The following is a 12,976-nucleotide window of genomic DNA, read 5'->3' as shown; positions in this document are numbered from 1 at the left end:
TTCGCTCGACTTGCATGTATTAGGCACGCCGCCAGCGTTCATCCTGAGCCAGGATCAAACTCTCCAATAAAGTTAGTTTGTCTAGCATCTAAAATAAAAATTGACGTTTCACGTTGTTTGTTTCGTTCAGTTTTCAAAGAACTACTTTGTCGCTCAGAAGCGACTTTATCAATATAACATTTCGTTATATTTTCGTCAACAACTTTTTTCAATAAGTTGTTTTTCGTTTGTTTTGTTTGTTACCTTTCGTGGCAACGAATATAAATATACCAGTTTGATTATTAAAATGCAATAGTTTTTCTAATAAAATTTTTAACTTAGTAAAAAAGTATAAAAACAGCACATTTCTTCTATATAAATATAATTTCTCGCACTATCAAGATTTACTATACCCACGCAACTCATGCTCAAATAAAAAAAGCTTTGGAGAAATCTCCAAAGCTTAGTCTTGTTTATGGCGCATAGCAGGGAATAATAATACATCACGAATAGATGGTGCATTTGTTAATAACATAACTAGACGATCAATACCGATTCCTAATCCACCCGTAGGAGGCATACCGTACTCAAGAGCTTCAATATAATCGTCATCCATCATGTGAGCTTCGTCATTACCTTGTTCGCGCTCTTTTAATTGCGCTTCAAAACGTTCTTTTTGATCGATTGGATCATTTAACTCAGTGAATGCATTTGCATGTTCACGCGCAACGATAAATAATTCGAAACGATCTGTAAATCTTGGATCTTCATCATTCTTTTTCGCAAGCGGCGAGATTTCTACCGGATGACCGTAAATAAATGTTGGTTGGATTAATTTATCTTCTACTTTTTGTTCGAAGAATTCATTTATAATATGACCAACTTCCATTGTATCTTTAATTTCTACATTATGTTCTTTTGCAAGTTCACGCGCTTCTTCTACACTCATCGGATTCCAGAAATCAGCTCCAGAGTATTGCTTAATCGCATCTACCATATGAAGACGTGTCCATTCTGGTTCTAGATTAATTTCATAATCACCATACTGGATTGTTGTTGTACCCAGTACTTTTTTCGCGATATGAGCAACCATATCTTCTGTTAACTTCATAATATCTTTATAATCAGCGTATGCTTCATATAATTCAATCATCGTAAACTCAGGGTTATGACGAGTTGATACACCCTCATTACGGAATACACGGCCGATCTCATATACTTTTTCTAAACCACCCACAATAAGACGCTTTAAATGTAGCTCAATTGCGATACGCATATATAATTCCATATCTAACGCATTATGGTGTGTAGTGAAAGGACGCGCAGAAGCTCCACCTGCAATTGCATGCATCATAGGTGTTTCCACTTCAAGATAACCGTTGTCATCTAGGTATCTTCTCATCTCACGAATGATTTTACTACGAGTAACGAACGTTTCACGACTTTCCATACTTGTAATTAAGTCTAAGTAACGTTGACGGTAGCGTTGTTCAACATCTTTTAATCCATGGTATTTATCTGGTAATGGACGAAGAGATTTCGTTAATAGCGTAAAGCCTGTTGCTTTTACTGAAAGTTCTCCAACGTTTGTTTTGAACACTTTACCTTCAATACCTACTAAATCACCTAAATCTGCTGTTTTAAATAATTCGTACTCGTCATCTCCAACAGCATCTTTACGAACATAAATTTGAACTTGTCCATGTAAATCTTGAACATGTGCAAATCCAGCTTTCCCTTTTCCGCGTTTTGTCATAATACGACCAGCGATAGAAACAGCGATTTCCTTCTCCTCTAATTCCTCTTTAGAGAACTCTCCATATAGACTCACTAAGTCAGTTGTTGAATTTGTGCGTTCAAATCTTTTACCGAACGGGTCAATTCCTTGTTCACGTAAATTATGTAGCTTTTCACGACGAACAATCAATTGGTCGTTTAATTCTTCGTGGTTCATGTTATCCATGATATTGATATCACTCCAGCTCTATTTAATTTTACAATATATACAGTATAGCATTTTCTACTCAACTAGAAAAACTGCCAGCAACTAACTGGCAGCTCTTCTTTCTTTCACGTAATTATAGGAAGTGTATAGAAGAATGTCAATCTCCTATGTCCATTATTAACCAACGTAAATTGTTTGTTGTTTCGCTTCCACTTCTTCTACAAATGTACCTAACACATTCGCAAGGTCTTCCCGTGTGTTACAAGCATTAATACCATTACGTACACTCGCATTACCACGAACACCTTTTAAATACCAAGCTGCATGTTTTCTCATCTCTCTTACAGCGACACTTTCATTCTTTAAGTCGATAAGACGATCTAGATGCAACATACATACATCAATTTTCTCGCGCACTGTTGGTTCCGGCATTAATTCACCTGTCTCCAAATACTTTACCGTACGATAAATCATCCACGGATCTCCAAGAGCAGCACGACCAATCATAACACCATCTACACCAATTTCATCAAGCATACGCTTTGCATCTTGCGGCGTTGCGACATCACCATTTCCGATAACCGGGATATTTACAGATTGTTTTACTTGTTTAATAATATCCCAATCCGCTTTTCCTTCATACATTTGCACTCGTGTACGTCCGTGAACCGCCACAGCTTGGCCACCAGCACGCTCAACAGCCCTAGCATTTTCTATTGCGAAAATATGTTCTTCATCCCAACCGATACGCATTTTAACTGTAACCGGCTTTTCAACAGCATCTACAACCGCTGCTACCATTTCATATATTTTATTCGGGTCTAAAAGCCACCTTGCTCCAGCATCACATTTAACGATTTTCGGCACTGGACAACCCATATTAATATCAATTATGTCTGCTGTCGTATATTTATCTACATATTTCGCAGCATCTACAAGAGTTTCTTTCTCTCCACCAAAAATTTGTAAACTTAATGGCTTTTCTCTCTCGTCGATATATAACATATCTAATGTTCTTTTATTATTAAGTAATATTGCCTTATCACTTACCATTTCAGCACAAACTAATCCGGCACCAAATTCTTTTACTGTTAAACGGAATGCAGAGTTACACACTCCCGCCATCGGTGCTAGTACAACCGGATTTTTCATCTCGATATTTGCAATCTTTAACAATCAATCTACTCCTTCCTGTACAATCACTTTGGCATTAATTCCTCTATCGAAACATTTAATGCCTTAGCAACTTCTACTACAAAATCTTGAGAAGGCGATCTATTCCCTCTCTCAACCTCACCTAAAACAGATACAGATACCCCTAGTGCTTTAGCAAAACCTTCTTGTGTGTAACCTTTTAGCTTTCGAAAAGCACGAATGCGTCTTCCCCATTTTTCTGCTTCCATACCGTTACTCCCTCTCGCCTTTTCATTTCTTCTACTTGTGAACATGAAATGTTTTGTTTTATGTCTTGATTAATTTCTAACAACGGAACGATAACAAAAGCTCTTTCAAACATCCGCGGATGCGGAACAATAAGATTCTCTGCTTCAATATTCTCTTGATTATAAAGTAAAATGTCAAGGTCGATAGTCCTCGGCCCCCACCTAATTTCCCTTTTTCTTCCTAGGTCATTTTCTACTTTTTGTGTTACTTTCAATAATTCTTGTGGTGATAAATTGGTAGAAATTTTTATAACTAAATTTAAAAAGCAACTTTGGTCAGTATAGCCAACTGGCTCAGTTTCATATACAGATGAAATATCATCAACCTGAATATAAGGATTTTTATTTAAAAACTGAATCGCTTCGGTTAGATACGTATAACGCTCTCCAATATTTGACCCTAATGCAATGTAAGCTATATTGTTCATGGACGTTCTCTCGTAATTTCTACTGCTACAGCACGATAATGACCCGGTATCGGTGGATCCGGCTTAATTACCTTAATTGTACAGCGCGAAATACTTTCATATTGTTTTAATATATCTGCAGCAATATTTTCAGCGATACTCTCCACAAGCTTATACTTTCTATCCTCAACAACTTTTCTACATAATTCGAAAAGCTCTCCATAATTGACCGAATGCTCTAAGTCATCACTTTCCCCTGCACGCTTTAAATCCAACTCCACCGTTAAGTCAACTTTAAATCTCTGACCTAATTTATTCTCCTCTGGGAACACGCCATGATAACCATAAAACTCCATATCATGGATATAAATTTTATCCAATTACCTTACCCCCTTACCAATCATCGCATCCATCATTTTAGCCATACGCGCCATTTCTTTCACATCATGGACACGAACAAACTCACAGCCCTTTTCAATACCAAGACAAACAGTAGCTCCCGTTCCCTCAAGGCGTTCCTCTACTGGCAAATCTAATACGTGCCCAATAAAGGACTTTCTCGAAGTACCTAAGAGAACCGGATAACCTAGCACATTTAACTGTTCTAAATTACGCATCGCCTCTAAGTTCTGCTCAGGTGTTTTAGCAAAACCGATACCTGGATCTAAAATAATATTCTCATCTCGCACACCAGCATTTTTAGCAATTTTAATACTGTCATACAAATCAGCAATCATATCCGCCATTAAATTACGATAATTCATGTTATCGCGGTTATGCATTAAAATGATGGGTACATCGTAATGAGCTGCGACTTCAGCAATTTTCGGCTCCGCCTTCGCTCCCCAAATATCATTAATAATATGAGCACCAGCCTCAATTGCTTGTTTTGCAACTTCAGCTTTATATGTATCGATAGATATAGGCAATTTTACTTCTTTTGAAACCGCTTGAATCATCGGGCCAACTCGCTTTATTTCTTCTTCTACTGATACTTTAGCAAAACCCGGGCGAGTAGATTCGCCACCAATATCAATAATATGAGCACCTTCACCTTGCATTTCTTTTGCGTGACGTACCGCAGCATCTACCTCGTTGTAACTCCCACCATCAGAAAACGAATCTGGTGTTACATTTAAAATCCCCATAATTAATGTCTTTTCATTTAAATTCAATGTATATTCGCCGCAGCGTAAATCATAATCCCACTTCAAACTACACATCTCCTCTTCGTAATTCATTTCTGCTCCATAATTTCTCTCTTTGCATTCCATAAAGGTACATTAAACTTTTTGTAACCACTCCTACTTTACCCGGGAAATCCTGCGCTTCTATACGATAAAGCGGAACAATTTCTTGAATGGAGTTTGTTACGAAGACTTCATCCGCTGAAAGTAGCTCATCTTTTGTAAAGAAACCTTCCTTTACTTCTATATTTAATTCTTCAGCACTCTTTATAATAAACGCACGAGTGATACCATTTAAAATCCCTGTCTCTAACGAAGGTGTATATAAAACATCACCTTTCACAAAAAATAGATTGGAAACAATACCCTCTGCAACATAACCTGCTTCAGTAAGAAAAATACCTTCCTTACTCACAACATTTCCAATTTCACGCTTCCCTAAAATATTATTTAAATAATGATGAGACTTCAGACGAAATGTTCCTTCCGGTGTATTTCGCACTTGTTTTAGAATAACACCTTCTTTTTCCACTACATCTCCTGGAGCTGTTAAAGGTTTTATAAAAACAATAACCGAAGGCTCTTCATACATTTCCGTTTGTAATCCTATTTCATCTATACCCGCTGATACATTAAAACGTACATATGCATGCTTCAATTCATTCTTAGCGAGTAAATCTTTCAAAATAAGCATCACGTCATTTTTTGTCATTGTCCATTTAATTTGCAATGTATCCAGCGCTTCTATTAAACGGTCATAATGATCATCCAATAAGAAAGGATGGCCATTATAAATACGAAACGTTTCAAAAACTCCAAGACCATATAAATAACCATGATCATAAGGAGAAATTTTCGCTTCACTTGCTTCTACATACTGACCATTTACGTAAATTAACATAATGTTGCACTTGGACTGTATTTACAAATGAAATTCTGTAACAACTCTTTCCCATGAGAAGTCATAATAGACTCCGGATGGAATTGCACACCCTCTATCGGCAATGTCTTATGACGAAGTGCCATAATTTCTCCTTCCTCTGTCCAAGATGTTACCTCTAAGCAATCGGGTAACGTCTCTTTCTTAACAATAAGGGAATGATAGCGCGTCGCAGTAAACGGATTAGGAATATCCGAAAAAATCGTCTTTCCATCATGATGCATAAGCGACGTTTTCCCATGCATTAATCGTTCTGCACGGACAACCTCTCCACCAAACACTTGTGCAATGGATTGATGCCCTAGACAAACTCCAAAAATCGGAATCTTTCCAGCAAAGTATTTAATAACTTCCATACTAATCCCCGCTTCATTAGGACTACATGGACCTGGAGAAATCATTAGAAAATCTGGTTTCATATTCTCAATATCTGAAATGGTCACTTCATCGTTACGTTTAACAACGAGCTCTTGTCCAAGTTCTCCAAGAAACTGCACTAAATTAAATGTAAAAGAATCATAATTATCAATCATTAATATCATTTCTCTCACCTAACCGTTTCTTCGCTACGTTCTTTTGCACGCCATAAAGCAATCGCCTTTTTTAACGACTCTTTATATTCATTTTCTGGATTTGAATCAATTACAATTCCCGCCCCTGCTTGTACATGAGCTTTTCCATCTTTAGCAAGAAGTGTTCTAATTACAATATTCAATTCTGTATCTCCAGAATAACCAATCCAACCGATTGAACCTGTATAAATCCCTCTTCGAACAGGTTCTAATTCCTCAATAATTTCCATCGTACGTATTTTCGGGGCACCAGTAATTGTTCCCCCAGGGAATACAGCCTTCACTAAATCAAAAGCATCTTTATCTTCTTCCACCTCACCACGCACATTAGAAACAATATGCATAACATGTGAGTATTTCTCAATTACCATAAATTCATCTACTTCTACAGTGCCATATTTACAAACACGTCCTAAATCATTTCTTTCTAAATCCACAAGCATTACATGCTCTGCTCTTTCTTTTTCGTTCTCAATTAATTCTCTTGCTAATTCTTCATCCTCTTGCTCATCCGCGCCTCTAGATCTCGTTCCAGCAATTGGTCTTGTACTTACTTCAGTTCCTTGTTTCTTAATTAACAACTCTGGCGATCCACTAACAATTTGAAAATCCCCAAGCTCCAGGTAACCCATATATGGAGATGGATTAATTTCACGAAGACTTGTATAAATTTCTAGTGGGTGTGTCTGTAACGTTCTTTCTTGTCTCGTCGACAAGTTTACTTGGAACACATCACCCGCCCCAATATATTCTTGAATACATTCAACTGCCTTCATAAAGCTGGCTTCAGTAAAAGCAACTGCTTCACTTTTCTTTTCAGGACTTTCAAAGGGCACAGTCACTTCAGGCGCTTCTGTCATCCAAAGACTCTTCCACTCATTTAGCCGTTCTTTTGCCTCTTCATATTTATCTACATAATGCGTAATAACCCATAACACTTGTTCTTTTTGATCATAGACAAATACGTCATCAAATAATAAAAAGAAGATGTCAGGTATATTAATATCATCTTCCGCAAGAAAAGGCAGCTTTTCAATATAACGGATACAGTCATAACTGAAATAGCCAATTGCACCACCTTGAAAAGGCGGATACTCTGGGTTATAGTCCGTCTTCCATTGTTCCATATATTCTTGCATTAAATCTAACGGATTCCCTCGTTTTATTGTTTCCTTACCACTTTCACTTATATGTAACGTTTCATCCTTCCCTCGGATTACCGCTACTGGGTTCAGCCCTACAATGTTATAACGACCGCCACGGCCGCTTTCTAACAAAATATGTTGCGATTTACCCTGAGAAAGAAATTTATATTGCTTAAAGAAATCTAACTGATATGGAATAGAAAGCGCTAAAGATTTTCTTCGTTGCATATCAACACCCCGTCTTCTTTTATCCCACCCTCTTAGATTAACCAGCTCAAACTACATAAGTTATTTATATAGAGATTGATTATACTCGAAGGCTAGTGAAAATAATTTAATTATACTACCTCTTATTTTACATGAAGTTTTCTAGTCATTCACTCTTTTCCTATTTCCAATCCCAAAAGAAAAAGCACCCTTTTTCAAGGATGCTTTTTCAATCGCGTTTAATTATGATTCAAATTGATAAAGTGGTGTACTTAAATAACGTTCACCGTTACTCGGGATAATAACAAGTACCTTTTTCCCTTTACCTAACTTTTTCGCAACTTCTGTTGCTGCATAAATAACTGCGCCTGAAGAGATACCAACTAAAATACCTTCCTCTTTAGCCACTCTTCTCGCATATTCAAATGCTTGCTCTGTTTTCACTTGAATAATTTCATCATATACTTCTACATCCAACGTCTCCGGAACAAATCCCGCCCCAATTCCTTGGATTTTATGTGGACCTGGTTTCCCACCAGATAATACTGGTGAATCTGCAGGTTCTACTGCATAAATTTTAATATCTTTATACGCTTCCTTCAGTACTTCACCAGCACCAGTAATCGTTCCACCTGTACCAATACCTGCAATAAACGCATCTAATTGGTCACCCATTTGTTCAATAATTTCTGGACCTGTTGTTAAACGGTGAATTTCTGGATTCGATTGGTTTTTGAACTGTTGTGGTATAAAGTAGCCATGCTCTTTTGCTAATTCAGTCGCTTTACGAATTGCTCCACCCATTCCTTCAGGCCCTGGAGTCAATACTAATTCCGCACCGTAAGCACGTAATAAATTACGACGCTCAATACTCATTGTTTCTGGCATTACTAAGATTGCATTATATCCTTTAGCAGCCGCTACCATCGCTAAACCAATTCCTGTGTTACCACTTGTCGGCTCAATGATTGTATCGCCCTCTTTTAATAATCCATTTTTTTCAGCATCTTCAATCATAGCTAATGCGATACGATCTTTAACGCTACTCCCCGGATTCATAAATTCTAATTTTAAGTATATATCTGCGCTGTCTGATTCTACGATGCGGTTCAACTTAACGATCGGCGTTTTCCCGATTAATTCTGAAACTGATTGTGCCACTCGCATTCCTGTCACTCCTAACACCGAGTATTTTTATTGGTTTTATCTATATTTAGATTTTGTCAGAAAATTCCCTGTTTGTCAATTCATTTGGAGGATTGCTCCTCTTAATTCCCTTATTACAAATTCTCGATTAAATTTGTAATATCTTCTTTAGAGAACTTGTATCGTTCATTACAGAAATGACAGTGAACTTCTGTCTCTTCCTCTTCTTCACGAACTTGCTCTAACTCTGTTTTACCTAAACTAATTAATACACTCTCAATACGCTCGCGTGAGCATGTGCAATTAAATTGAACATCCATTGTTTCTAATACTTTTACTTTATCTTCTCCAAGAACTGCATATAGTAGCTCTTCCGGAGAAAGTCCTTGTTCAATCAACGTTGATACAGGTGGAATCTTTTGTAAACGGTCTTCAATAAATGAAATCGTTTCATCTTGCGCACCCGGCATAATTTGAAGGATGAATCCACCTGCCGCTAATATGCTATCATCTCCATTTACAAGAACACCAACACCTACAGAAGAAGGCGTTTGTTCAGAAACTGCAAAATAATACGTAAAGTCTTCTCCTAATTCTCCTGAAACGATTGGAGATTGACCAATAAACGGCTCACGCATTCCAATATCTTTAATTACAGTTACAAACCCCTCTGTACCTACCGCTTGATATACACGTAACTTCCCTTGTTCTGTTCCTTCAAAATCAACATGCGGATTCGTTACATAACCACGTACATCTCCATTTGCATGAGCATCTACTAAGATAGGACCAATCGGACCGTTACCTTCTACCTTAATCGTTAACTTTTGCTCACCTTTTAACATTGCGCCCATCATTGTACCCGCAGTTAAAGAACGCCCTAGTGCCGCTGAAGCTGTTCTCCATGTATCATGACGTCTTTGCGCCTCACTTACTGTATTTGTTGTACGTACACTATACGCACGCACTTCTCCATCAAACGCTAACGCTTTTACTAAATAATCTTTCATACGTATTTATTCACCTTTCTCATGCTGTAAATTTGCATTACGTTCATATAACATGTATAAACCTTTTAACGTTAAAAATGGATCTACAATATCAATTACATTCGATTCTTCGGAAATTAATTTTGCTAATCCACCTGTTGCAATAACTTTAGGTTCTTGTCTAGCTTCCTCTTTCATACGCTTAACAATACCTTCCACTTGTCCAACATAACCATAAAGAATACCCGATTGCATCGCACTTACTGTATTTTTCCCAACTACACTGCTTGGTTTTGTAATTTCGATACGAGGAAGTTTTGCTGCTCTGCTATATAAAGCCTCTGCTGAAATCATAATTCCTGGCGTAATAACTCCACCCATATAATGCTTTTCTTCGTTAATATAACAATATGTAGTAGCCGTACCAAAATCAACAATAATAAGCGGACTTCCATATAAGTGGATTCCTGCTACTGCATTTACAATTCGGTCTGCGCCTACTTCACGCGGATTTTCATATTTAATATTTAGCCCTGTTTTTATCCCAGGCCCTACTACAAGCGGTTTAATTTTAAAATATTTTTCACACATGCGCTCTAAAGCAAACATAATTGGTGGTACGACTGAAGACACAATAATACCTTTCACATCTTCAAACGAAAGACCTTCATGCTCAAGCAATTGCTTTACAAGCATTCCATATTCATCTTCTGTCTTATGACGATCTGTTTCCATGCGCCAATGCTGACGAAGTTCCCCCTCTTCAAACACACCTAGTACAGCATTTGTGTTCCCTACATCCAATACAAAAATCATATTCTCACCACTTATCTTATTTAATCTATATTTGTGCAGTATGTATAAAACTTATAAAAACATCATATCACACATACTTATATAATCAGCTTTCCTATCCTCATCATTTTACAAAAAGATTGCTCTCTATTTCAATTTTTAATACTAGTTTTACTTAAATTACTTTATCCACTAAGTTCTCAATAGTAATTAACAAAGGTTTTAACAAACAAAAAAGGAGTGACGATAGTCACTCCTTCGTTTCTTACTTATCTTCTTTATCTTCATCGTCTTTCTTCATGTTGATGTTTACTTTCACATCATCTGAAGATGTTGGACGTTCTGGCAATCTGCCGTAATCACATAAATGATTGATTTGCTCAGCATCTAACGTTTCTACTTCAAGTAACGTTTTTGCAATAAGATCTAGCTTATCACGATTTTCAGTAAGAATGTCTTTTGCACGAGCATAACATTCTTTCATAATCGTTTGCATTTCTACATCGATATCGTGTGCAATTGCATCACTGTAGTTTTGCTCTGAATGGAAGTCTCTTCCTAAGAACACTTGACCACCTTGCGAACTACCAAATTGCATTGGTCCAAGCTTATCACTCATACCGAATTCTGTAACCATGCGTCTTGCAATGCCCGTCGCACGTTGGAAGTCGTTGTGAGCACCTGTACTCACTTCACCAAATACAATCTCCTCAGCTACTCGACCACCAAGTAAACCAGTGATTTTATCAAGTAACTCTGGCTTTGTCATGAAGTAACGATCTTCTTTCGGAAGCATTACTGCATATCCACCAGCTTGACCACGAGGGACAATTGTTACTTTATGAACGACATCAGCTTCATCAAGAACAACACCAATTACAGTATGACCCGCTTCATGGAAAGCAACGATATTACGTTCTTTTTCAGAGATAACACGACTTTTCTTAGCCGGACCTGCAATAACGCGATCCGTTGCTTCATCAATGTCACTCATATCAATTTTCTTCTTATCTTGACGCGCAGCTACTAAAGCAGCTTCGTTTAATAAGTTTTCAAGATCAGCACCAGAGAATCCTGGCGTACGAGTTGCAATTGCTCTTAAGTTGATATTCTCATCAAGCGGTTTATTACGAGCATGCACCTTCAGTACAGCTTCACGGCCATTTACATCTGGACGATCTACTGTAATTTGACGGTCAAAACGACCTGGACGTAATAATGCTGGATCAAGAATATCAGGACGGTTTGTAGCAGCGATGATAATAATACCTTCGTTTGCACCGAATCCATCCATTTCAACAAGTAATTGGTTCAACGTTTGCTCACGCTCATCATGGCCACCACCAAGACCTGCGCCACGTTGACGCCCTACTGCATCAATTTCATCAATGAAAATGATACAAGGAGCATTTTTCTTTGCATTTTCAAATAAATCACGTACACGTGATGCACCGACACCCACAAACATCTCTACGAAGTCAGAACCACTGATAGAGAAGAATGGAACGCCAGCCTCACCTGCAACAGCACGTGCTAATAAAGTTTTACCTGTACCTGGAGGTCCAACTAATAGGACACCCTTTGGAATACGAGCACCAACTTCAGAGAACTTACGAGGGTCTTTCAAGAATTCAACTACCTCAACAAGTTCTTGTTTCTCTTCATCCGCACCAGCAACATCTCTGAAACGAACTTTTTTCTTTTCATCATTATATAACTTCGCCTTACTTTTCCCGAAGTTCATAACACGGCTACCGCCGCCTTGAGCTTGGTTTAATAAGAAGAAGAATAAAATGAAGATGATGACAAATGGAATGATTGAAGTAAAGAATGTTACCCAGGCACTTGTTTCTTCTGCTGGTTGATACTTAACTTCGGCACCTTTCGCTTTATCATTAATTTTCTTTTGTAATTCCTCAGTATTTGGTGCATAAGTAACAAATTGTTCTCCTTGGCTAGAGTTATTAAATTGTCCTTTTACCTCAAATACACCATTTTTCGGTTGAAGTTGCACATTACGCACTTCACCGCTTTCTAGTTTAGTAATGAATTTGTCGTAGCTAACTGATGTCGTTTTTTGTGTCGAACCATTAAAATAGCTCACGATTCCAATTACTACTAAGAATATCAGTAAATAAAAGATGGTATTACGGAAGATACGATTCATTCCTAACCTCCTCTCACGGCATAAACACTATAGTAAATCGTAACATAGAAAAACT

13 protein-coding genes and 1 rRNA gene are annotated in these 12,976 nt (G+C 37.6%); all 14 read right to left on the bottom strand.

Annotation, left to right across the window (positions count from 1 at the left end; genetic code table 11):
* Window positions 1-70, bottom strand: a 16S ribosomal RNA gene (locus D1166_RS26645); the annotation flags it as partial.
* A gap of 372 nt (window positions 71-442) precedes the next feature.
* Window positions 443-1,942, bottom strand: coding sequence for a lysine--tRNA ligase (gene lysS / locus D1166_RS26640; RefSeq protein ID WP_000369668.1), 1,500 nt, complete (start codon window positions 1,940-1,942; stop codon window positions 443-445).
* A 159-nt stretch (window positions 1,943-2,101) separates the two neighbouring features.
* On the bottom strand, window positions 2,102-3,100 hold the full coding sequence (gene dusB / locus D1166_RS26635; RefSeq protein ID WP_000912251.1) for a tRNA dihydrouridine synthase DusB: 999 nt from the start codon (window positions 3,098-3,100) through the stop codon (window positions 2,102-2,104).
* Window positions 3,101-3,123: 23 nt separating this feature from the next.
* A complete protein-coding gene (locus tag D1166_RS26630; protein ID WP_000387024.1) occupies window positions 3,124-3,327 on the bottom strand; it encodes a helix-turn-helix domain-containing protein in 204 nt (67 codons plus the stop codon).
* Complete coding sequence (gene folK, locus D1166_RS26625; RefSeq protein WP_001059447.1) at window positions 3,279-3,794, bottom strand: 2-amino-4-hydroxy-6-hydroxymethyldihydropteridine diphosphokinase; 516 nt, start codon at window positions 3,792-3,794, stop codon at window positions 3,279-3,281. The genes D1166_RS26630 and folK overlap by 49 nt, the downstream gene beginning before the upstream one ends.
* Entirely contained in the window at window positions 3,791-4,153 is a 363-nt protein-coding gene (folB, locus tag D1166_RS26620) for a dihydroneopterin aldolase (RefSeq protein WP_000358062.1), read from the bottom strand. The genes folK and folB overlap by 4 nt, the downstream gene beginning before the upstream one ends.
* Window positions 4,154-5,014 carry a dihydropteroate synthase gene (gene folP / locus D1166_RS26615; RefSeq protein WP_118043487.1) on the bottom strand — a complete coding sequence of 287 codons (861 nt, stop codon included), beginning with the start codon at window positions 5,012-5,014 and terminating at the stop codon, window positions 4,154-4,156. It abuts the gene before it with no gap.
* Window positions 4,989-5,861: an aminodeoxychorismate lyase gene (gene pabC, locus D1166_RS26610; protein ID WP_000909873.1), complete on the bottom strand. Its 873-nt coding sequence runs from the start codon at window positions 5,859-5,861 to the stop codon at window positions 4,989-4,991. The genes folP and pabC overlap by 26 nt, the downstream gene beginning before the upstream one ends.
* Window positions 5,855-6,442: an aminodeoxychorismate/anthranilate synthase component II gene (gene pabA / locus D1166_RS26605; protein WP_000602296.1), complete on the bottom strand. Its 588-nt coding sequence runs from the start codon at window positions 6,440-6,442 to the stop codon at window positions 5,855-5,857. The genes pabC and pabA overlap by 7 nt, the downstream gene beginning before the upstream one ends.
* Window positions 6,443-6,447: 5 nt before the next feature.
* Window positions 6,448-7,845, bottom strand: coding sequence for an aminodeoxychorismate synthase component I (gene pabB / locus D1166_RS26600; protein ID WP_097855946.1), 1,398 nt, complete (start codon window positions 7,843-7,845; stop codon window positions 6,448-6,450).
* Between the two features lie 222 nt (window positions 7,846-8,067).
* Entirely contained in the window at window positions 8,068-8,991 is a 924-nt protein-coding gene (cysK, locus tag D1166_RS26595) for a cysteine synthase A (protein WP_001261719.1), read from the bottom strand.
* 113 nt (window positions 8,992-9,104) lie between these two features.
* Window positions 9,105-9,980, bottom strand: coding sequence for a redox-regulated molecular chaperone HslO (gene hslO, locus D1166_RS26590; protein ID WP_000656372.1), 876 nt, complete (start codon window positions 9,978-9,980; stop codon window positions 9,105-9,107).
* Between the two features lie 6 nt (window positions 9,981-9,986).
* Entirely contained in the window at window positions 9,987-10,775 is a 789-nt protein-coding gene (locus tag D1166_RS26585) for a type III pantothenate kinase (RefSeq protein ID WP_000578368.1), read from the bottom strand.
* Between the two features lie 244 nt (window positions 10,776-11,019).
* The gene (gene ftsH / locus D1166_RS26580; RefSeq protein WP_001079672.1) at window positions 11,020-12,921 is read right to left on the bottom strand and encodes an ATP-dependent zinc metalloprotease FtsH; all 1,902 of its coding nucleotides are present in this window, start codon (window positions 12,919-12,921) and stop codon (window positions 11,020-11,022) included.
* Between the last annotated feature and the right edge of the window lie 55 nt (window positions 12,922-12,976).

The organism is Bacillus sp. ISO11, assembly GCF_003458115.1.
Taxonomy (GTDB): Bacteria; Bacillota; Bacilli; order Bacillales; family Bacillaceae_G; genus Bacillus_A; species Bacillus_A cereus.
The sequence above is the reverse complement of the archived record's forward strand: the minus strand, read 5'-3'. Positions and strand labels throughout refer to the sequence as shown.

Excerpts from the sequence above, each read along its gene's own strand:
- lysS (WP_000369668.1), bottom strand. The coding sequence starts at position 1,942 with ATGGATAACATGAACCACGAAGAATTAAACGACCAATTGATTGTTCGT.
- D1166_RS26630 (WP_000387024.1), bottom strand. The coding sequence starts at position 3,327 with ATGGAAGCAGAAAAATGGGGAAGACGCATTCGTGCTTTTCGAAAGCTA.
- folK (WP_001059447.1), bottom strand. The coding sequence starts at position 3,794 with ATGAACAATATAGCTTACATTGCATTAGGGTCAAATATTGGAGAGCGT.
- folP (WP_118043487.1), bottom strand. The coding sequence starts at position 5,014 with ATGAATTACGAAGAGGAGATGTGTAGTTTGAAGTGGGATTATGATTTA.
- pabC (WP_000909873.1), bottom strand. The coding sequence starts at position 5,861 with ATGTTAATTTACGTAAATGGTCAGTATGTAGAAGCAAGTGAAGCGAAA.
- pabA (WP_000602296.1), bottom strand. The coding sequence starts at position 6,442 with ATGATATTAATGATTGATAATTATGATTCTTTTACATTTAATTTAGTG.
- pabB (WP_097855946.1), bottom strand. The coding sequence starts at position 7,845 with ATGCAACGAAGAAAATCTTTAGCGCTTTCTATTCCATATCAGTTAGAT.
- cysK (WP_001261719.1), bottom strand. The coding sequence starts at position 8,991 with ATGCGAGTGGCACAATCAGTTTCAGAATTAATCGGGAAAACGCCGATC.
- hslO (WP_000656372.1), bottom strand. The coding sequence starts at position 9,980 with ATGAAAGATTATTTAGTAAAAGCGTTAGCGTTTGATGGAGAAGTGCGT.
- D1166_RS26585 (WP_000578368.1), bottom strand. The coding sequence starts at position 10,775 with ATGATTTTTGTATTGGATGTAGGGAACACAAATGCTGTACTAGGTGTG.
- ftsH (WP_001079672.1), bottom strand. The coding sequence starts at position 12,921 with ATGAATCGTATCTTCCGTAATACCATCTTTTATTTACTGATATTCTTA.